The sequence below is a fragment of the Bremerella alba genome, assembly GCF_013618625.1.
In the GTDB taxonomy this organism is placed as follows: Bacteria; Planctomycetota; Planctomycetia; order Pirellulales; family Pirellulaceae; genus Bremerella; species Bremerella alba.
Genome location: NZ_JABRWO010000006.1, coordinates 153,030 through 173,436, shown reverse-complemented (window position 1 = coordinate 173,436; position 20,407 = coordinate 153,030). Strand labels below are relative to the sequence as shown.

General features: G+C 51.6%; 15 protein-coding genes. 9 read left to right on the top strand and 6 right to left on the bottom strand.

The genetic code is table 11. The features are described 5' to 3' along the window. Positions 1-55 precede the first annotated feature (55 nt). Genes HOV93_RS11830 through HOV93_RS11820 form a run of 3 tightly spaced genes read left to right on the top strand, consistent with a single transcriptional unit; the run spans position 56 to position 3,465 of the window. Positions 56-1,261, top strand: a complete 1,206-nt coding sequence (locus HOV93_RS11830) for a phosphonoacetaldehyde reductase (RefSeq protein ID WP_207396710.1) — start codon at positions 56-58, stop codon at positions 1,259-1,261. A gap of 36 nt (positions 1,262-1,297) precedes the next feature. Continuing rightward, positions 1,298-2,113, top strand: a complete 816-nt coding sequence (gene phnX, locus HOV93_RS11825) for a phosphonoacetaldehyde hydrolase (protein WP_207396709.1) — start codon at positions 1,298-1,300, stop codon at positions 2,111-2,113. A gap of 50 nt (positions 2,114-2,163) precedes the next feature. Next, positions 2,164-3,465 carry a DUF5690 family protein gene (locus HOV93_RS11820; protein ID WP_207396708.1) on the top strand — a complete coding sequence of 434 codons (1,302 nt, stop codon included), beginning with the start codon at positions 2,164-2,166 and terminating at the stop codon, positions 3,463-3,465. A gap of 128 nt (positions 3,466-3,593) precedes the next feature. Here HOV93_RS11820 and HOV93_RS11815 read toward each other — a convergent pair whose 3' ends face one another. After that, positions 3,594-4,781, bottom strand: a complete 1,188-nt coding sequence (locus HOV93_RS11815) for an AraC family transcriptional regulator (RefSeq protein ID WP_207396707.1) — start codon at positions 4,779-4,781, stop codon at positions 3,594-3,596. A 224-nt stretch (positions 4,782-5,005) separates the two neighbouring features. Here HOV93_RS11815 and HOV93_RS11810 point away from each other — a divergent pair, with 224 nt between their 5' ends. After that, a complete protein-coding gene (locus tag HOV93_RS11810) occupies positions 5,006-6,097 on the top strand; it encodes an anhydro-N-acetylmuramic acid kinase (RefSeq protein ID WP_207396706.1) in 1,092 nt (363 codons plus the stop codon). A gap of 3 nt (positions 6,098-6,100) precedes the next feature. On the opposite strand, the gene HOV93_RS11805 is transcribed toward HOV93_RS11810, so the two are convergent. Both HOV93_RS11805 and murQ read right to left on the bottom strand, forming a co-directional pair. Further along, entirely contained in the window at positions 6,101-7,105 is a 1,005-nt protein-coding gene (locus tag HOV93_RS11805; protein WP_207396705.1) for a BadF/BadG/BcrA/BcrD ATPase family protein, read from the bottom strand. Positions 7,106-7,111: 6 nt separating this feature from the next. Further along, complete coding sequence (gene murQ / locus HOV93_RS11800) at positions 7,112-8,017, bottom strand: N-acetylmuramic acid 6-phosphate etherase (RefSeq protein ID WP_207396704.1); 906 nt, start codon at positions 8,015-8,017, stop codon at positions 7,112-7,114. A 221-nt stretch (positions 8,018-8,238) separates the two neighbouring features. Between murQ and HOV93_RS11795 the strand changes: the two genes are divergently transcribed. Further along, complete coding sequence (locus HOV93_RS11795) at positions 8,239-9,741, top strand: sodium:solute symporter family transporter (RefSeq protein ID WP_207396703.1); 1,503 nt, start codon at positions 8,239-8,241, stop codon at positions 9,739-9,741. Next, complete coding sequence (locus tag HOV93_RS25775) at positions 9,741-12,047, top strand: exo-beta-N-acetylmuramidase NamZ domain-containing protein (protein ID WP_235990234.1); 2,307 nt, start codon at positions 9,741-9,743, stop codon at positions 12,045-12,047. Before HOV93_RS11795 ends, HOV93_RS25775 begins: the two co-directional genes overlap by 1 nt. 47 nt (positions 12,048-12,094) lie before the next feature. Here HOV93_RS25775 and HOV93_RS11780 read toward each other — a convergent pair whose 3' ends face one another. Together HOV93_RS11780 and HOV93_RS11775 are read right to left on the bottom strand one after the other, a co-directional pair. Continuing rightward, positions 12,095-12,556, bottom strand: coding sequence for a hypothetical protein (locus tag HOV93_RS11780; protein WP_207396702.1), 462 nt, complete (start codon positions 12,554-12,556; stop codon positions 12,095-12,097). Positions 12,557-12,611: 55 nt separating this feature from the next. Then, a complete protein-coding gene (locus tag HOV93_RS11775) occupies positions 12,612-13,610 on the bottom strand; it encodes a DUF1559 domain-containing protein (protein ID WP_207396701.1) in 999 nt (332 codons plus the stop codon). Positions 13,611-14,261: 651 nt separating this feature from the next. On the opposite strand from HOV93_RS11775, the gene HOV93_RS11770 reads away from it, so the two are divergent. Together HOV93_RS11770 and HOV93_RS11765 are read left to right on the top strand one after the other, a co-directional pair. After that, complete coding sequence (locus tag HOV93_RS11770) at positions 14,262-16,862, top strand: secretin N-terminal domain-containing protein (protein ID WP_207396700.1); 2,601 nt, start codon at positions 14,262-14,264, stop codon at positions 16,860-16,862. Continuing rightward, positions 16,863-18,479, top strand: a complete 1,617-nt coding sequence (locus HOV93_RS11765; RefSeq protein WP_207396699.1) for a proprotein convertase P-domain-containing protein — start codon at positions 16,863-16,865, stop codon at positions 18,477-18,479. Between the two features lie 18 nt (positions 18,480-18,497). Here HOV93_RS11765 and HOV93_RS11760 read toward each other — a convergent pair whose 3' ends face one another. Continuing rightward, the gene (locus HOV93_RS11760) at positions 18,498-19,319 is read right to left on the bottom strand and encodes a sialate O-acetylesterase (RefSeq protein WP_207396698.1); all 822 of its coding nucleotides are present in this window, start codon (positions 19,317-19,319) and stop codon (positions 18,498-18,500) included. 167 nt (positions 19,320-19,486) lie between these two features. On the opposite strand from HOV93_RS11760, the gene HOV93_RS11755 reads away from it, so the two are divergent. Next, positions 19,487-20,407 carry a PLP-dependent cysteine synthase family protein gene (locus HOV93_RS11755; RefSeq protein WP_207396697.1) on the top strand — a complete coding sequence of 307 codons (921 nt, stop codon included), beginning with the start codon at positions 19,487-19,489 and terminating at the stop codon, positions 20,405-20,407.

Sequence of the window (20,407 nt, the reverse complement as noted above, 5' to 3'; positions counted from 1 at the left end):
AAATCGAACAGCCAGAATTTCGAGTCACACTTCGTCCACAAAAGGGCCTGAAACTTTGTCGCACCTTGGAAATCAGCAAACGGTTTATCTATCTGCGGGCTCCCTCAAAGAGATTCCACGGATCTGTCGGTTGCATGGCGCAACGCGAACGTTTCTGGTGGTTGACGAAGTCGCATACAATCTCTCAGGAGCTGCGACTCAATTGCGACAATTTTTGCCGCCTGATGCAATCACGCTGTTTAGTGGTTTCGAGCCCAACCCGAAAATCGAAGACGTAGAGCGCGGTGTAGCAAAATGCCGGGCAGCCAATCCTGACTTGGTGCTTGCTCTGGGTGGGGGCACGGCGATCGACCTTGCAAAAATGATTGCGTCGATGACAAAGCATAAGGCGAGTCCTCACGACATTGCTGTCAACGGAATTGCTCTCTCGGAGGGTTCATTACCCTTAATCGCCGTCCCGACAACTGCAGGCACAGGAAGCGAATCGACTCACTTCGCGGTCGTGTACATTGAGGGGAAGAAATACTCCGTTGCCGATCCTTGCTTGTTGCCGTGTGTCGCTGTTGTGGATCCGGAACTAACTTACAGTGTTCCTCCTAAAATGACTGCGGCGACAGGTCTGGACGCATTTTGTCAGGCCATCGAGTCGATCTGGGCAGTGGGGGCTACCGACGAATCTGTCGCGTACGCTACGTCCGCCGCGACTCTGGCTTTCGAGCACTTGCCTACGGCTACCAATGCCCCCACACCAGAAGCCCGTCATGCGATGAGCCTTGCCTCGCACCTCGCCGGAAAAGCAATCAACATCAGCAAGACGACGCTCCCCCACGCTATTTCCTACGCGATTACGGCCGACTATGGAATTCCTCACGGAGCAGCCGTCGCAACGACCTTGAGCTGTGTCCTTGCGTATAACTTCGGTGTATCCACCTCAGACTGCGCCGATCAGCGAGGCGCTGCTCACGTACGGCAGCGGCTATCGCTGATTCTCGACATCTTAAAAGTGGCTTCCGTAGAAGATGCATGCCTACAGGTCGAAGCATTCGTCAGTTCGCTCGGCTGCAGCCCAACTCTCGCCGCCGCAGGTATCCAATCCGAGGAAAGCCTGAGAGTGCTAACGAGCCGTGTAAACGCCGCACGACTTTCCAACAACCCGCGCACGGCCAATCATGAAGATCTGTTATCACTTCTGCAGGGTAGATCGACGATTGCGACCGGAAGTCGACGCAGAACGGAAGCTCCAAAAGCCACAGCCGGGTAACACAACATTTAACGATACCTTACCAATTAGGATTCAATGATCGCACCATACAGCAACATTCAACTTGTCGTATTTGACTGGGCAGGGACGACAATCGATTTCGGTTCATGCGCGCCGGCAACCGCATTTGCCAAAGTGTTTGCGGCTCATGGAGTCCAGGTATCCGATGAAGAAGCTCGTCAACCGATGGGATTGAATAAGATTGAGCATCTCATTGCCATGCTCAGCACCGAAGAGATCTCGAAACGCTGGCACGATTCGAAGGGGACACCCTGGACAGATACCGACGTCTCGCAGATGTACGATCAATTTGTACCTTATCAACTAGAAGCGATCGAACAAAACGGCCAACTCGTGCCGCAACTGAGGGAAGTCATTCATTCGCTACGAGCGAACAACATTAAAGTTGGGAGCACAACAGGCTACTTTCAAGCCGCCGCGAATTTGGTTTATCGCGTTGCAAACGACCAGGGTTTTACACCAGATGCCAATGTCTGTGCTGACAATGTGCCAAAAGGTCGCCCAGCCCCATGGATGCTCTTTCAAGCCATGCAAGCATTGAATGTATTTCCCCCGAAAACCGTCGTCGCTATTGGCGATACCGTCGCGGATATCGAAGCAGGCCGAAATGCTGGTTGTTGGACTGTAGGCATATGCGACAGTAGCAGCATCACAGGACTGAGCTTTGATGACTATTGTCAATTAGACCCCCAGACAAAAACGGAACGCCTTAAAAATACCGCGTCAGTCTTCCAGAATGCAGGAAGCCATTTTGCAATCCCATCGATCGAAGAACTCCCACGAGTGATCCTCCAAATCAATCAACGCCTTGCTGAAGGCGATCGTCCGTAGGTTGTCCAGATTCCATCCCATTTCCATTAACCCTTTGAAGCTTCTGATCCATGAGTTCCGCAACCGTACCGGATCCACCCTCGACGCGATCGGATTCTTTCTGGGCATTCTGGGCCGTCTTCGCCGCGTTTGGAACCTACTTTTGCATGTATGGCTTTCGCAAGCCGTTTACAGTAGCCGAATATTCAGGAACGACTTTTGGCGGTATCGATTTCAAGACCATTGTCGTCTCTATCCAAGTCTTGGGATACATGTTGTCGAAGTTCATTGGCATCAAGATCATTTCCGAGATGCCCCCGAAACATAGGGCAATTGTCCTGCTTGGGCTCATTCTTTCTGCCGAGGCAGCACTTGCCTTGTTCGGCATCATGCCACGCCCATGGAATGCAATTGGGCTGTTTCTTAATGGCTTATCTCTTGGAATGGTATTCGGGTTGGTGCTTGGTTTCCTGGAAGGACGACGAGTTACCGAAGCTCTCGTAGCCGGGCTTTGCACTAGCTTTATACTCGCCGACGGCATTACTAAATCGGTCGGGGCGTGGTTATTGTCCAACGGTGTACGTGAAGACTGGATGCCGTTTACAGCGGGCCTGATCTTTCTGCTCCCTCTTTGCGTGTGCGTCGGAATGTTAGCTAGAATTCCTGCGCCAAGCGAACAAGACATTGCCGCCAGGTCAGCTCGCAATATGATGACACGGCACGATCGATGGTCGTTGTTTAGCCGGTATGCTTTAGGGCTCTCGATATTGGTTGGGATCTATCTTTTGATCACTGTCATACGTAGCATCCGGGCCGACTTTGCCTCAGAGTTGTGGGGGGATCTGGGTCAAGAAACGCCCCCGTCGATCTTCACTCGATCTGAAATGTGGGTTGCATTAGGTGTGATGTTCGTGAACGGTCTTTCGATTCTCGTCCGAAATAATCGACTGGCCTTCTTTCTTTCTCTAGGTATCTGCGCCTTTGGTTTTGTCGTGGTGGCCTTGGCTTTGATTGGTCAACAGACCCAATCGATTGGCGCGTTTCAATTCATGGTGCTCGTAGGCTTTGGCCTCTATTTGCCGTATGTAGCCATTCATACCACGGTCTTCGAACGCTTGCTGGCAATGACACGAGAGCGAGGAAATCTCGGCTTCCTGATGTATCTTGCAGATGCGTTCGGATATCTCGGTTATGTCGTGCTTATGTTTTCGCGTAACTTATTTCTTGGTCGCGAGAACTTCCTTAACTTTTTTATCTCTGCATGCTGGGTTGCTCTAGGAGCATCTCTCTTGGCACTCGCTGTCGCTGCTATTTACTTCGCCAACCAAGGTCGGCAGCCTGTGATATCTTCCGCGATTGCAGAACACGGTTAATTCAATAATCCACTCCTGATTTTGTTGAGCAAAGCAGGAATAGTTCCGGGTACTTACGAGGCCTGTCAGGCAAAGACAATAATTCGCCGCAAACGCCATCGCAAAACAACCGAGAAGTCAATCGATTACTAATCGTTGAGAAGTGTCTTTCGAAAGTTTCGCGGCGTGGTTTTGAATTTCTTTCGAAAGGCAATGCCGAATCGTGTCGCATTGCTAAAACCAGAGCTTAACGCGACTTCAGTAATGGACAGGTCGCGATTCAAAAGCAATTCTTTCGCACGCTCTAGTTGCACGCGACGGATTTCTTCAGCCGGCGTCCGCCCCAGGTAGGACCTAAACTGAATCTCTAAGCTGCGGCGTGAGAGGGGAACTTCCCGCAGGATATCATCTACACCAATTGCATGTTGGCTATGATTCTGAATGAATCGTAAGGCGCGTACGATCAATGGATCATCGATCGCCAGAAAATCCGTTGATTGACGGCTAGTGACGCCATGCGGAGGAACAAGCACCGGTTCAATCGGAGCGTTCTTGCCTTCGATCATCTGATGAAGCATTGCAGCTGCTTCGTAACCTATTTGCTCGCAAGCAAGCGAGACGGCCGACAAAGGAGGCGTCGACACCTCGCACAGGAGGTCGTCCGAATCGCCTGCCAAGATCGCGAAGTCGTCTGGTACGCGAATCGATGAAAAGTGACAAACCTCTGCCAATTGTCGAGCGTGATGAGCGTCGACCGCAAGAATCGCGATTGGCCTCGGAAGCGAAAGAAGCCACCGATTGACGCGGCGCTGTTGCTCTCCCCAAGACATCTTTCGCCCCGCTCGGTAACCGGGGCGATACGTATGGCATTCGTACCCTCGCATGGTTACCGTCTGCTGGAAGGCTTCGCCTCGGTTGTTAGAATAGCGATGGCTCGGTGGTGCAAAGTAAGCAAACTGCTTGAAGCCTTTCGACAATAAATGTTCGATGGCCAATTCGGCGCGGGCGGCTTCGTCCGTGATTACCCGACCAATTTTGGGGATCGAGGGCCCGATATCATCGACGTCAACTGCCGGAATCTTACGCTGTTGAATTTGATCGATCTGCTGTCGGGACGACAGCCTGGCGATCACGCCGTGTCCTCGCCATCCGTCTGGTAATGCCGACCGATGTTCATGGTCGCGAGGGTCGATTAATAAATGCCAAAGGCCGTGTTTTTCTGAATAGTGTGCTATTCCTCGAATAATTCGACGCCCCCAACTCGTCTCCGTTTCGATCATCACTGCCACGACCTGGACCAGTGGCTTTTCGTCAGATGGTTTTGCTATGTTCGTCATCAACGGGTATCTAGTCACTTGACTGCTTGAGAGATTGTCCCCCTATTCTACCTTGCTTGGCCACCTCAATTGCGCAGAAGCGATAAATATTTGTCAAATTGCTCATGGCAGTTTGCTGGGGGCTTTATTCAACGGAACAGAGGAGTAAGCTGAATCACAGGTCTCACTTCCATTGCTAAGACTCTACCCTCTCAAGGGTAGAAAACGATTGCCCTAGGGTACCCATGAGCGAGAGTCCGCAGCATCGTCATCGTCGCACTGTTATTGGATTAATGAGTGGCAGTTCTGCCAAGGGTGTCGATGCCGCAGCCATTTCGACTGACGGTGAGAATTTCGTCGAGTTCCACAAAGGACTGCGGCATCCTTACGACGACGAACTTCGATCTCGCATTCTCGAGGCGTCGCAACACAATGTCCGTTTGGACGAACTGCTATTGTTGGAAAACGAAATCACGCTGCATCATGCAGAAGCCGTTACCGTCCTTAAACAACAGCTGGGCCCCATCGCGAACTCTGCGAAGCTAATTGGGTTTCACGGGCACACGGTGCGGCATTTGCCTGGCGATGGGGTCACGATGCAGCTAGGCAATCCGTGGCTTCTTGCTGAGAAGACCGGTTTGCAAGTCGTCTCGGATTTTCGACGCCGAGACATGGCCCGTGGAGGCCGTGGCGCTCCGTTGGCATCCTTTTTTCACCAAGCGCTTTTTCACGATGAGAACCATTCCGTTGGTGTTCTCAATCTAGGAGGCATTGCCAATCTCACCTGGCTTGGTTCTGACGGATCCATTGTCGCTGCAGATACCGGGCCCGGTTGCGGCCTCTTAGACGAGTGGGCCCAGGAAATGGCTGGTCTTAGTCACGACATTGATGGCCAATTGGCCAAGCGCGGAACGGTTCAACATTCGCTCGTCGATGATTTTCTTTCAACAACCTATTTTAAGCAACCACTTCCGAAGTCTGCAGATCGTTTTGAGTTCGATCACATCGACGTTTCGGGATTGAGCGTCGAAGATGGTGCGGCCACGCTATGTGCCGTAACTGTAGGTGCCGTGGAAGCTGCAATCGATATGATGCCAGGACCGCTAGGAGTTCTTTGGGTAACCGGTGGCGGCGCGCAACATCCTGTAATTATGAAAAGCCTTCGTACTCGTTTTCCCATGGTGCGAACAATCGATCAGCGAAATCTAAGCCCGGACACATTGGAAGCAGAGTGTTTTGCTTGGCTGGCAGTTCGTAGTTTACGCAATTTTCCGTTAACAATCCCAGAAACCACTGGCTGTTCGAAGCCGACGACCGGTGGGTTTGTAACGCCGTAGTCCCTACCGAAGCACCTCGAACGTTCTTGGCAACTCAGGTTGGGCAAGCATGTTTAGAATGGGAAGAACTGGATCGTCAATCCGTTCGATATTGGCTCGGATTCCGCGAGCGAGGAGTTCCCTGGAGAGCTGGATTGTGAGTAGAGACTGTGCTTGCAAGATTCCACCGGATAACACGATGCACATCTCTTCACACGGAATTTGCAAACGGGAGTGAAGAGACTGGACCATCTCACCTAAGTCTGCAGCGGCTCTCGTAATGATAGCCACACAAAGTGGATCTGTCTCATTTGATTCCGATAAGACAATGGGAGCGAGAGAAGCCACCAGTTCGCGCAGGTCGTCAGTGCCCGCGATTACTGATTTTAAGTCATGCGATGTGCATGCCCTTAACGCCTCACAGACTTGCTCGACTAGCCCGATGGTAGTCGCCCCAGATTCAAGAGCTCTCAACGTTGCACGGAGTGCAGCCCTGCCGATCGCGAACCCACTTCCATCGTCACCCAGCAACGGCCCCCAGCCTCCAGAGATGGCATATCTCCCCAGCGAATCCCGGCCGATAGCTACCGAGCCGGTTCCGGCGATCAAACCAATCGATCCTGCATAGCCACTGGCGGCAACCAGGGGGATAAGATCGGGAACGACGATACACTCTTCTGCCAGTTCCAACTCCGTCAGATGCCGACAGAGGTCGTTCCTTATCGGCTCGTAAAGGGTCCCGGCAACCGCGAATAGTGCTCGATGACAGGGAAAACTATCTAGCCCAGCTTCCGCTTGGGCCAATTTTACGGACTCGGTAATCGCCCTAACAGATGCTTCGACGCCAATCACTCGTGGATTGCCACCTGACGCACGACCAGTACCCAGAATAGTCCATTGCTTTTCCGCACCCATGCGAGCTAAGGTGCATAAAGTTTTAGTACCGCCGCTATCGACGGCTAGAACAAATTCACCCTCAGTTCGATCTCGGTGAGGCAAGCCGCTCGTCATATTTTCGGAAATTAGCATTAGCGACTAAGTTCCCCCGGTCATTCTCTCGATGGCCTGACGCAGGTGACCGTTGGCGTCGTTCAGCAAGCTTCGAGCTCGCTGAGCCGTTTCACCTGTATGATGGACCATGATGGCCGTTTTTACTTCGCCATCGCATTCAAGCAGCACACGGGAAGCAGCATCGTCAGAGAGTTTAGTGGCTGCCTTGACGATTCGCTTGGCTCGCTGGTTAAGCTTCGAGTTCGTCGCTCGCAGATCCACCATTAGATTCCCGAAGGTTTTCCCTTGCCGGATCATCGCGCCGGTGCTCAACATGTTGAGCACCATTTTAGTCGCTGTGCCTGCCTTCATCCGTGTCGAACCGCTGATAATTTCTGGACCAACAACTGGCGCAATTACTAAATCACAATGCGAGTGCAGTTCGGAATTGTCATTGCAGGTCAATCCGATTGCGTAGGCTCCCATTTCCCGGGCATAGTCCAGCCCGCCAATCACATACGGCGTCCGCCCACTGGTAGCGATTCCGACAACAACATCCTCGGCGGAAAGTCCGAGCGATTGCAAGTCCTTCGCTCCGAGTTCCGGATTATCTTCCGCCCCTTCCACTGCATTGGTCATAGCAGATGGTCCACCGGCGATTAAGCCAATGACTTGACTGGGATCGGAACTGAATGTTGGCGGACATTCGGCCGCGTCTAAAACGCCTAGCCGACCCGATGTCCCAGCTCCGAAGTAGATCAAGCGTCCCGACTGAAGAAGTCGACTTGAAATGGCATCGATCGCGGAGGCAATCTGAACCGATTGCTTACCAACGGCAATAGCCACACCGGCGTCCTGATCATTGATCAGATTCACCAAGTCCAAAGTCGACAATTCGTCGAGGTCTTCGGAAGCTGGATTACTAGCTTCGGTCGTCAAATGATCGAGCATGATAGCACAGCGAACATAATGCAGCCGGAAAGGCAAAGTGGGAAGCGAGTCTTTCCGCTAAGTTTAAACTGGAAAATTTCACCTTCATAGCTTCTCTGCGCAAATGCGAGATTATTTTGCGCTTGCTCGTCTAGCGAAAGCCACGACTCCAGCTAGACTGAAAATGATCCGTCGCAGCTTCGTTGCCCATCTTTCCTCATTCCAAGAACCGGTTCGCCTGCATGATACTCCTGGCGACTATGGCGATTCATCCGATCGACGTAGCAATCATTGCCGTGTACATCGTTGGGACGACTCTTCTGGGAATTTGGTTGGGGAAAGGTGAAGATTCAACAAGGGATTTCTTTCTTGGTTCCAAGAACCTACCTACCTGGGCCCTATTGCTTTCGATTGTGGCGACTGAAACGAGCACCGTTACGTTTCTAAGCGTGCCTGGTCTTGCGTTTAAGGAAGGGGGCAACTTTGGTTTTCTCCAATTGGCACTCGGCTACATTGTTGGACGTGTTTTAGTGCTCGTATTTCTGCTTCCACTCTACTTCCAGAACGAAAACTCGACCGCGTACGAAGTCTTTCAGAGAAATTTCGGTAGTTCCACTCGCCGCCTAGCGTCGCTGTTTTTTCTTATTGCCCGCACGCTGGGAGACGGCTTACGTCTGTTTCTCACGGCGCTTGCCCTGCAACAAGTAATGCAGTTGCCGTTCGAGGTCAGTGTTGCCATCCTTGCGGTTGCCACGGCTATCTACGCCTTGTTTGGTGGTGTTCGTTCGGTGGTATGGAATGACTGCCTCCAGTTTGGAGTCTATATGGCCGGTGCGGTGCTCGCCTTGGCGGTTATCTTAGTGCGCCTTCCTGGAGGTACCGAGCAATACATTCAATTTGCTTCAGAAACTGGACGCCTGAGACTGTTCGATCTTGAACTGTTTCCCGCTCAAGGCCATTTAACGTTATGGGCGGGACTCTTGGGCGGGGCCATGCTTAGCCTAGCGACGCATGGGGCCGACCAATTGATCGTTCAAAGATACCTATGTGCCAAAGATCAACGCTCGGCCGGATTGGCGCTCGTTTGGAGCGGCCCAATTGTGTTTGCTCAATTCGCATTGTTTCTGGCGATCGGTGCCGGTCTGGCGTGTTATTTCACCGAATTTGATCCAACCAAAGTCAACATTCCTGGCGATCAGGCCTTGGCAACATTTATCGTGGGTGAACTTCCTCTCGGTATCCGGGGGATCATCTTGGCTGCTGTTTTCGCTGCGGCCATGTCGACCCTTTCCAGCTCTGTCAATTCGTCTTCCAGTTCGCTTCTTCAAGACTTCGGACGTCAGGCATGGAGTGACTTACCAGAAGAGCGGCGGCTTCGCCTTGCACGCGGTTTTACTGTGCTATTTACACTGTCTCAAGCCGTTGTCGCAATTGTCGCTTTCCGAGGCCACTTTGCCGAGACCGTCGTCAATCAGGCCTTAGCCATTGCTGGTTTTTCGGCGGGATTGCTGCTCGGTTTATTCTTCGTTGCCCTGGTGATCGGCCGCGTCTCAAGTGTTCTGGCAAATATCGGGCTGCTGACAGGTGCCGTAGTTATTACATTGATTGCTTTTCAAACGAATATCAGCGGTTACTGGTATTCCTTAATTTGTTGTGGGACTTCATTCGGAGTCACCGTCTTACTCGGTTATCTGTGCTCGTGGCGTGGCGAAAATTCTCGCGTTGCTTCCTGGGAGGAAGATTGATGAGTCTGCGCAGTTGTATTGTCGTGATGCTATTTCTGGTTTGGTCGCTCCGAGCCAATGCTGATCTATATGCTGTCCCACCCGAGATAACTGGCATGGCAAATGATATCACCACAAAAATTGACCAGGCAATCGATAACGCGCTATCCGAAAACAAGATGCCGGGATGTGTGGTCGTTGTCGCTTGCGGTGGAAAGGTCATCTACAAAAAAGCACATGGAAACCGCCGGGTCGAACCCTCCGTCGAGCCGATGACAATCGATACGGTTTTCGACATGGCTTCGCTCACCAAACCAATCGTAACCGCGACTAGTATCCTGCAGTTGGTCGAATCGGGCCAAGTTGACCTCAATGCGCCAGTTGCCAACTATTTGCCTGAGTTTCGCGGTCATGACAAAGAAACAATCACTATCAAGCAGTTGCTAATCCACACCAGCGGCTTAACTCCTGATAATGCCCTGTCCGACTATGAAAACGGCTGGCCTGATGCCTACGGGAAAATTTGCAACCTCAAATTGCTATCCGTTCCAGGAGATCGTTTCCGCTATTCCGACGTCGGTTTTATTCTGTTGGGGGAAGTGGTCGCGCGAGTTTCAGGAAAGCCGCTGGACCTCTACGCTGCCGAACAGATCTTTAAGCCGCTGGGCATGAGTGAATCGGGCTTTAACCCGAACGCCAGCCTAGCCAGACGTGCGGTCACCACCACGAAAGTTAACGGAGAGTGGTTGAAAGGTACCGTTCATGATCCGCGAGCACGTTACTGCGATGGAGTCGCCGGCCATGCAGGCCTATTCAGCACGGCGGATGATCTGCTGCTCTTCGCCCAAGCCATGCTCGACGCACGCACCCCAGGGCCCAACCATCTGTTTAAGCCACAAACGCTGACCGCTTTGACCAATTCATACAACGCCGCTGGAAGCCTTCGCGGGCTGGGCTGGGACAAACAAAGTGGCTACTCAAGCAATCGCGGTAAGTCGATGAGTTCGTCTGCGTACGGTCATGGTGGATTCACTGGAACTGCATTGTGGATTGACCCGCAGCTAGAACTGGCTGTGATCTTCCTTTCGAATCGCGTTCATCCCAACGAGAAAGGTTCCGTCAACGCGCTCGCAGGTCGTATCGGAACGATTGCCGCTGATGCTTGCTTAAAAGCCCAGAAGACTTCGGCGCTTATGCAAACAAAACTAGGCGTCGATGTACTCGCGGATCGTCAGTTTGATCTGCTTAAAGGGAAAAAGGTTGGCTTAATTGCGAACCACACAAGTCGCAACAAATCAGGCAAGCCCACTCACTTGCTGTTTGACGAATCACCTGAAGTGGACCTGGTAGCTTTATTTAGTCCTGAACATGGTTTCGCTGGCAGTCTCGATCAATCCCATATTGGCGATATGGTCGATCCGGAGACAGGCATTGCCATAAAAAGTCTGTATGGCGAAACCCGCAAACCAACACCCAAGCAGTTGGAAGGCATCGACATCCTCGTCTTCGACATCCAGGACATTGGCTGCCGCTTCTACACTTACATTTCCACCATGGGCCTTGCCATGGAAGCGGCGGCAGAGCAGGGCATTCCGTTTATGGTGCTAGATCGCCCAAATCCGCTCGGCGGCGATACAATCGAAGGCCCACTGCTTGATCGAAAAACAAAGTCATTCGTCGCATTCCACTCTATCCCAGTTCGACACGGCATGACGATCGGCGAATTGGCGAAGATGATGAATCAAGAGCGTGGCTGGAAGACCGACTTAACGGTCGTCCCACTCACCGGATGGGGGCGAGGCCAATTGCTGTTCGACACAGGTCTACCTTGGAGAAACACGTCGCCCAACATGCGGAACCTGACGCAAGCCATGATCTACCCTGGGGTAGGCTTGCTAGAAACAACCAACGTCTCCGTGGGTCGTGGTACCGACACACCGTTTGAGGTGCTAGGAGCACCATGGATTGACGGTCCGAAACTAGCTACTCTGATCAACTCCCATAACTTGCCTGGGGTCAAAGTCATAGGCGTCGAGTTTACCCCAGCTTCCAGCAAGTATGCAGAACAACAGTGTGGCGGCGTAAACTTCATCATCACCAATTGGGAGGCCTTTCGGCCACTAGATCTCGGATGGGCGACAGCTTCCAGTCTGCACGCCCTTTACCCCAAAACCTGGGAAACAGAACGCTTGCATGTTTTGCTGAGCAATGACGCCGTTAAGACAAGTATCCTACAGACCAAGTCTCCGCAGGAGATCTCTGCATCGTACGAGAAAAACGTCGATGAATTCGCCAAACGACGTGAACCATTCCTGATATACCCATAAGAATGAGCTGCCAAGTCGACTGCCCCTTTTATTAGATACAAGCAGGGCTAATTCAGTTCAATCAACAGGTCGGTCTTACCAGCTTCAGGCACTTCTACCACAATCCCAGACCGCTTCGGGTCATTAAACTTTGCGGGAATCTTGAATTTCGGTGGTGGAATGGGATCGAAATTAGTAACTCCGTAATCGGGCGGAGGTGGTGGACCAACATAAGTCACCGCTACGCGATGCGAGCCGCTGGGTGCTCCATCGCCAACATCATTCGTACCGAGCGTAAAATTGCCGTTCTCATCTGTAATCCCTGCAGCTGGCCTACCTTCTTCGGGTATGAACTGAATTTGATAGTATTCCAACGGCTTGCCTTGATATTTGGCCACACCGGCAGCTGGCGAGGTTGGTACGATGTCTCCCGTAGGAACATCGCTGCATCCCAGCGTGAATACAGCTAAGCTCAATGTCCCCAAGTAGACAAGCTTGGGCGAAAAGCATGGCTGACGCTTGCTAATCACTTGAAACCTCATTTCAATCATAATCAAAGTTAAAAGAGACCATGCATCGCCATCGCTAGTTGCGCGATACGACTTCGCCGCCTGCCATGGTTCCAAGGGCTCGCCAAGTGATGTCGTCTATAGTGTCCGGCATAAACGAAACCGAACCATCGGCGAATGCCGTTTGCGCACCGCCGGGATGATAACTTCGAGCCGCCAAGTGCCCGCGTGATCCATGCGAACCGTCAACGCAGTCACGTTTTCGAGCATTCGGCGTCAAGGTATGCGTGTAGAACGTTGTTACCACTAGTCCGCGATAGTATTGAAGTCCGCGGTAATTCCAAGCAGACGTACTACGGGTCTCACATACAGAAGGAGGCGTTTCAGCATCGGCATTCCAGAAGCCTGCGGTAACCGAAGTAGCGACCCGAAAATCGTTCGGATCCCCTGCAGCGACAACCGTCTTGGTCGAAGAGCCACTCGGTCCTTTCTTGATTTCAGCAAACAAAGCTGTATTTGAAGTTCCATCGGAAATGTCTGCGAACTTGGTCGCCGAGTTACGATGAAACGGCCCCCCTAGCTGTGAGTCAATTTCGGATGATATGACGGTCGCAGTGGCACCTAAGCTTTGCATGTAACTGGAGCCACCGTACACGGTACCGCTGCCTGCGATCGAATTGCCCGCCGGCTGGATATCAGAGGGGCATTGATAAGGCGTTATCAACTGCTTGGTGGCTTCCGAATTAACCGAACTTCCGTTGATTGAGAACGAAAAATCAAACAATTTATAGCTGTTACCTTGCTCTAAGAACGGGAGGATAAAAGCATGAGTAGAAGCATCGGGCGCACCGTTGGTATCTCGGCATTGTCCCGGAGGAAACACACGATGCGTGTTTTCGTAGTTGTGAAGGGCCAAACCAATTTGCTTGAGATTGTTGCTGCACTGCATCCGTCTGGCTGCTTCCCGGGCTTGCTGAACCGCCGGTAGAAGAAGTGCGATTAAAACACCGATAATGGCAATCACCACCAATAACTCGACGAGCGTGAAGCCCCTAACCTGATGCGAGCGTTCCATAGCGAATCCTCTTAAGAAAAGAAATAGTCGACGCCCAAACGCTTCCAAGAAGCATCAGGTCGACCAAGGAAAATGAATACGACCCACCTATCCAAGAATTCTAGCAAGGAAGATCTCATAAATTCTCTACGATATATGACTAAACTTTCTTTGTTTTGCGCACGCCTTGCCGATAACCTGTTTGACCTTGTCAAAGTTGAATAGAGCACCTTTCAGTTCGCTAGCTATTTTTTCCGGATGGCACTTCAATATTGGCTTGCAGTTTATTGGCGTTGGCTGTCCACGGAAAAGATGCCGCCCTAACTTCCAAACATGCTTGAGCGATAGGCAAATGGAAAGACTGATCGCAATCTGGAAAAGTTGTGCTGCAACAGAAAACATTGACGAAATCGCCATAACGTTCTAAAACGTGGTTATGTAAAGATTTGTTGTCCCGCCTATTGCCCACCATCGATATCGTTGTACCCACCTGGATTCCATCGTCTCGACCTTGTTCGTGACAGCTTCCAACGCAACTCCAAGTAAGCAGTCCTGCCTTTTCTGCGTTTTTCTTGGACTAATGCGATCAGGTACAGCGTTATATCGCTTACCACTGGCGTGCCCGCTGAACCAACCACGGGAGCCGGGAACCTTCCCCCGGTGAAGCTGAACATGTATCGCGTTTTATTTTCGCTATCTGCATACTGTTGCGGTGCCATAGCCCTGGCGTTGCTTGGTCAATCAATCGCATTAGGACAAGCGGAGGTCACTCCTGTCGAGCCTGTGGCACCTGCGATTGTGCCCACTCCAAGTGTCGATTCAGACGCCGAAGTATCACTGCCGGAAAAGGACGGTAAACTACGATTCTCATTCCGTGGTGCTTCATGGCACGAGGTGTTGGATTGGATCGCTGAAGCTGGAAATCTTTCCCTATATGTAGACGACGTCCCAACTGGCAGTTTTACCTACTCAGATAGCCAGCATTTCACGATCGATGATGCTGTAACTCGCTTGAATCTTTTTCTTTTGCCTCGTGGTTACACCTTGGTCCGAAAAGGACAGTTGCTATCTGTAATTAACCTGGGCGATCCTCGTGGTCTTCAACAGTTGGACGCCATGGCCCGCGTGGTTTCGTTCGAAGAACTCGCTCAGTTGAACGACCATGAAGTAGTCAAATACTTCGCTAAACTAGGGGATATCATCCCTACGGAAGCGATCAACGAAATGGAACCTCTCTCTCTAATGACCACTCCGGTCGTACTTCCCAAATCCAATCAACTTATCATCACCGATACAGCGAAGAACCTTCGTAGTGCCCTACAAATTCTAGAATCAATGCAGGAGCCTCAAGGGGAAGAGGCCACGATTCGTCGATTCGACCTGAAGCACGCCGATGCGGCCACGGTGCTGTTAGTCGCTGCAACTCATTTAGGCATTCCGGAGAATGAAACGAGTGGGATCGACATAACGATTACCACCGATACCACAGGCAAACGACTCTATGCAGTAGGCTCCGAAGAGAAGCTCAAGCGACTCGATTCACTCATTCAAGTCGTCGACGTCCCTGAGAACACGGAAGAAACTTCGATCGAAAAGACACTCGTATCACACTCCCTCAAGGGAGACAACCTGCAAGTGGTTTACGATGTCCTTCAAACGATCCTCGCTGATAAATCTCTCCGACTTTCCATGCAGGAAAAGAGTAACTCAATCGTTGCCTTGGCGGACGCTGACTCGCACCAACTTATCCGCGATACCATCGAGGAATTACAAGCTCCTTCGGTAGAGTTTTCTGTCGTCGAATTGAACTCGGTTGATCCCTATTTTGCAGTCTCGCTCGTGGCAGAAATGTTCGGCGACTCAGACGAAGATGATCGTGACGACAATGAAAATCGCGTGTTGCCCCCCAAGGTGGATGCCGACCCAGGTAATCGACGCCTGTTCGTACGTGGGACCGCCGAACAAATTCAACAAATAGAGCAGCTAGTGCAGCGACTTGATTCGCGCGAAAGCAGTGGAACAGACCTGCGATTTGTTCCCCTTACAGGCCCCATGCGACAGAACCTACTGCAGACGGCGAAGAAATCTTGGGGAGGCGATAACTGTCTCCAGATCCTACCAGCCGAGGAAGCCAAGCAGCAACTCTTTATTGAGCGTTCGCTCCATTCCGAAGACGTGCCGAGTGACGATAAGACGCAAACGGTCGTCCCCACGAACTCACCCCCGGAAGACCTTCCTCCCATGCGTTTAGATGAGGGTGCGGAGAACAATTTCGTCTCTCTGCCTGAAGGAGGCAAGACAATCAATACATCGGCGGCTGTCAGAAATGTCAATGCGCCCATTCGTAGCCAATTGGTCCCCAACGGCATCCTACTCCAATCGGATGATATCGACGCATTAGATCGCTTTGAAGAGCATCTCCGGTTGCTTTCAGCACAGGATAAGAACGCGATCTCACCCACGGTGATCTACTACTTGAAGTACGTTTCGGCAGAGGAAGCCGTTAAGATGGTCGCCGATTTACTGGATGGCGGTAGCGCCCTGAATGATTCACCCACGGATACTCTTGTTCGTGGTTCCGTTGGCAGCTTGGGTAGCTATTACGGTAGCCTTCTTTTCGAGCGGGACGGCATGACAACCGTTACTGCAGGCACCGCTACGATTGTTTCCGATGCACGATTAAATCGCTTGATTGTACAAGGGACCAGAGAAGATATCGCGACGATCGAAAGCTACATGAAGATCATCGACAAGGACTCTAGCATCACCGATATAGAGACTTCAGGACGTTCGCGAGTTATCGAATTGAAACATGCTCGTGCTACGGAAGTAGCTGAGATGATTCGTGAAGCATTTCCTGATCGCGTCGACATGTCCACGCAGCGAAATGCGCAGTCTCGTCAAGCAAGTCCTGGCCAAAGTAACAATCGTGGAAATAATAACGACCGACGGGACGAGAACGAGCAGCGGGGGTTTCAGGAAAAACCCACGCGCGGCAGCAAGCCGACCATGGCCGTCGCCGTACACGAAGCGAGCAACTCACTGGTCGTAACTGCACCCGATGCGCTCTTTTCTGAAGTTGAGCAATTGGTTGCATCGGTCGACCAGCGCAGCGAGCGTGCGGTTCGTGTGATTACCGCAACCAACGGCATCAATCTGGAAATGATCGAACAGGTTTTAGCAGAGCAGGCAGGAAATCCGGCCCGGTCAAGCTCTTCCGCTCGTACGCGTTCGTCCTCATCGTCAAGTTCTAATCGTTCGCGAGGACGTTAAATGATTCCCACAAGGTTGGCCCTTCGCTACCTGATTACATTTATCATGGTCTCCCTATTCACCGGGGTAAGTTTAGGCCAGGGTGAGTGGATCCGTCGAATCGACGACGACAACAACGGTTACATAGAGCCAGACGAGATTTCCGATCGAGGACGGCGATATCTTGAAGAGTTCGCAATTCCTTATGGACTGAGTCTTTCTCGCCCAAATTCCGTAAGGAAACTCGAGCAGGCGGCTCGCCTACACGCAGCGAGCCGTGATCGAGATGGTACTTCCACTTTGCCTCCGGCAGCTGAAGCCACAGGCATGAAGGGTTTCGGTGTCGATCCCGCGAAGCCATTGGTTCCCGGTTTTGGTCTTCGCGAAGTGAAGTACCCCTACACACAAGCAGATTTGGATGAAACTACAAAGCTCCTGCGTAAATGGGATCGCAATGACGACGACAAGTTGGATGCCCAGGAAATAGAGAGGGCACGTTGGACTGGACGCGATCCAATGGAAAGCGACTTCAACAAAGATGGAATTCTCACCAAGATGGAACTTCACCAGAGATACGCTCAGCGCCGTATTGAGTCGCAACGCGAAATCATGTCCGTCGGCTCCTTACAGGAAGGTGCCTCTGGTCGAAATGATCGTCAAGATGATCGCGACCGCCGTGATCGGATGCGGGCAGGCAGTTCTCGGGGTGGGGACCGAGGCAGTGCATCGCTGGCCAATAGCATCCTTGAGCGTTATGACTTCAACCGCAACGATCAACTCGATCCCCAAGAGATGTCGAGCGTCGGAATTTCGATTGCCAAGGTTGACTACGATCGGAATGGAGCAGTCGATGAAAACGAGTTTGCCCAGTACTTAAATGAAGCATTGGAGCGTAAGGCCAACGCCAGCCAGGAAGCGATACCGACTTGGTTCTTCGAACAAGATAGAGATGGCGACAATCAGGTATTAATGTCTGAGTTTACCCAGCAGTGGGACGAGTCAAAGCTCGAAGAATTCGCTTCCTACGACCATAATCGCGACGGGATGATCACCATCAATGAAGTACTGACTTCGCAAACCGTTGTTGGCGGCAAGTTCTCCAACTCCCAGGCTTTCTTACTACTACCAAGATCGACGATTGTCTCTGAGATCGAAGTCGCTGATGACTATTTAATCGGTGATTTAAATATTCAGCTTTCGATTACCCATACCTATACCGAGCAACTCGATGGATACTTGATCGGCCCCGATGGTCAACGAATCGAACTCTTCACAGGCGTTGGGGGAAGCGACGATCACTTTGACAAGACGATATTTGACGACGACAACGGCGAACGAATCACGCGTTCCAGGGCTCCGTTTCGCGGAACATTTCAGCCTGAAGCCTTAGAAAAACGTCAGCCAGGACTGAACCAATTTCAAGGAAAGAACCTGAAAGGGACCTGGCAGTTAATGATTCGTGCTAGCCGGAGCGAGAGGTCAGGCGTACTGCATGGCTGGTCGCTTCTTGTCCAACCAGACCGTGAAGCGATTGACAATCCTGATTCCGTTGCCGAGCGATTGAATCCAATGGAAAACGAAACGGACGACGAACCCTTGCCGTCCGAGGATACAAGCGCGACTACGCACCAACCATGATTGCAGTAGGAGGCGTCGCTACTCCTTCGTCTCTTTTTCGGTGACCTCTGAGTATGCTTTGGCATAACGCTTTCCGAACTCGCGATAAGACTCGGCATTAAAGTGGACCTTGTCACCTTTGTGGGTAAGTCCATCGGATTCTACGAACTCAACTTTCTTATCGGACTTCGCGATATTTTTGTGAGCCTGATCGACCTTTGCTTTGGCCTCGTTCCAAGGATTTTCTTCAAATTGGCCTAACTGGCCGATGATAAACGGCACGTCATTTCCGCCTAGCTCCTTACGAAACCGTGCGATCAATTCACGAAGTTTTTGTTCATAGACCTTCGCTCTCTCGGGCCGCGAATCAGATTCCCCTTGGTGCCAAAGTATCCCCGCTAACTGGCCTGACTTGAGAGCCTCGTTTGCACGTTTCATGGCATCATCGTAGGGGTGCGATTTCGTCGGGGCATCCCAAGCTCCGGGTTCCCAGGACTCGATTGGCGAGCCCCCCACAGCACATGGAATAAGACCAATTGTGATATCTGGGTTGCTCTGTGAAACCTCCATCCCGAAAGTACGTCCAAGCCCTACGCCCACCACCCTTGGTTTATCGAAGTGCAGCGGATCGACCGCTGGCACCCACTTGCCTTGTTGATTGAGCATCAATACTTTGGGATTCTCTTGCTGGTCGTCAGGCGTTACCTTTCCTCGTCCGGCCATGTTGGACTGACCAACCAAGAGAAACAGATGAAACTTATCCTTGGCTGGCAGTTCTACTTCTTCACTTCTTCCAGTAACCACAAAGGATGCCGTGAAGAGTAATGCGACGAGAGCTATAAGGGGGAATTTATTCCGCATGATGAGCATCATTTGATCACGTAAAGAGGTTTTAAGGTCAGAAGCAGAGGAAATAGTCACTGAAGAGCAAGTCCTTACTTTAACCCATCGCGGACTGAATTTATACTTCCAAACTCGGCCTGCGCGTTTTCACATGTCGATGACTTACCCTTGGTTCTAGATTCTCGATGATCGATCCCTTAGCCATCCTCGCAAACAGTCGCGTTACGACTCCGCTGGTTCCAATCCTCCTCCAGGAACACGGAGTGCCCATCTGGTGCAAACTAGAATATTTGAATCCGAGTGGGTCGACGAAAGATCGAATTGCGCGCTACATCTTATCAAAAGCGATGCGCAGCCAGCGGATTCAACCTGGCGATCAGGTGGTCGAAGCGTCGAGTGGTTCAACGAGTATTGCGTTCGCGCTCGCATCGGCCCAGTTAGGACTTCAATTTACCGCCGTGATGCCAGAGAATGTGAGCCCTGAACGGATCAAGATAATCCGAGCGTATGGTGCAAATGTCGAGTTGACTAAAGCTGAAGACGGAATTGATGCTTCCATTCGCTTGGCTCAGCAAATCTCTGAAGAGCAGAGAGCCTTCTGGCCTCAGCAATTTTCAAACCCTGATAACGCAAAGGCCCACTGTGATGAAACGGCTGCCGAAGTGCTTTGCCAGATTCCCAGTGGCAAGGTCGATATGTTCGTGAGCGGTGTGGGAACGGGAGGTACCCTAGTCGGCGTCACTCAGGGACTTGCCTCTGCGGGATGTAAGGTCATGCCGGTCTTGGCTCGTCCCGTCAGCAACCGACTGATATCCGATGTCGAGTGCTGTAGTTTCAGCACTCGCATTCCTGGAGTAGTTGATGGCCTTTCAGCTATCTTTCGCGAAGCCCACCTGCCAAACCTGAAACAATTTGAGATTTCAGATGAAGAAGCAATCGACACAACCAGGCAGCTAATTCGTGCCGGATTTCCGGTTGGCCCCAGCTCTGGTCTTAATTACTTAGCTGCTGTCCAGGCATACCGAGAGCAGAGTGGCGATCCAATTTGCTTGACCGTCTTTCCCGATCGCATGGAACGGTATTTCTCGACGGACCTTTTTGCATGA

Bases quoted from the DNA above. Each gene is read 5' to 3' on its own strand.
- HOV93_RS11795 (WP_207396703.1), top strand. From the start codon at position 8,239: ATGATACTCCTGGCGACTATGGCGATTCATCCGATCGACGTAGCAATC.
- HOV93_RS11760 (WP_207396698.1), bottom strand. From the start codon at position 19,319: ATGCGGAATAAATTCCCCCTTATAGCTCTCGTCGCATTACTCTTCACG.
- HOV93_RS11765 (WP_207396699.1), top strand. From the start codon at position 16,863: ATGATTCCCACAAGGTTGGCCCTTCGCTACCTGATTACATTTATCATG.
- HOV93_RS11820 (WP_207396708.1), top strand. From the start codon at position 2,164: ATGAGTTCCGCAACCGTACCGGATCCACCCTCGACGCGATCGGATTCT.
- phnX (WP_207396709.1), top strand. From the start codon at position 1,298: ATGATCGCACCATACAGCAACATTCAACTTGTCGTATTTGACTGGGCA.
- HOV93_RS25775 (WP_235990234.1), top strand. From the start codon at position 9,741: ATGAGTCTGCGCAGTTGTATTGTCGTGATGCTATTTCTGGTTTGGTCG.
- HOV93_RS11770 (WP_207396700.1), top strand. From the start codon at position 14,262: ATGTATCGCGTTTTATTTTCGCTATCTGCATACTGTTGCGGTGCCATA.
- HOV93_RS11805 (WP_207396705.1), bottom strand. From the start codon at position 7,105: ATGCTAATTTCCGAAAATATGACGAGCGGCTTGCCTCACCGAGATCGA.
- HOV93_RS11810 (WP_207396706.1), top strand. From the start codon at position 5,006: ATGAGCGAGAGTCCGCAGCATCGTCATCGTCGCACTGTTATTGGATTA.
- HOV93_RS11815 (WP_207396707.1), bottom strand. From the start codon at position 4,781: ATGACGAACATAGCAAAACCATCTGACGAAAAGCCACTGGTCCAGGTC.
- HOV93_RS11775 (WP_207396701.1), bottom strand. From the start codon at position 13,610: ATGGAACGCTCGCATCAGGTTAGGGGCTTCACGCTCGTCGAGTTATTG.
- HOV93_RS11755 (WP_207396697.1), top strand. From the start codon at position 19,487: ATGATCGATCCCTTAGCCATCCTCGCAAACAGTCGCGTTACGACTCCG.
- murQ (WP_207396704.1), bottom strand. From the start codon at position 8,017: ATGCTCGATCATTTGACGACCGAAGCTAGTAATCCAGCTTCCGAAGAC.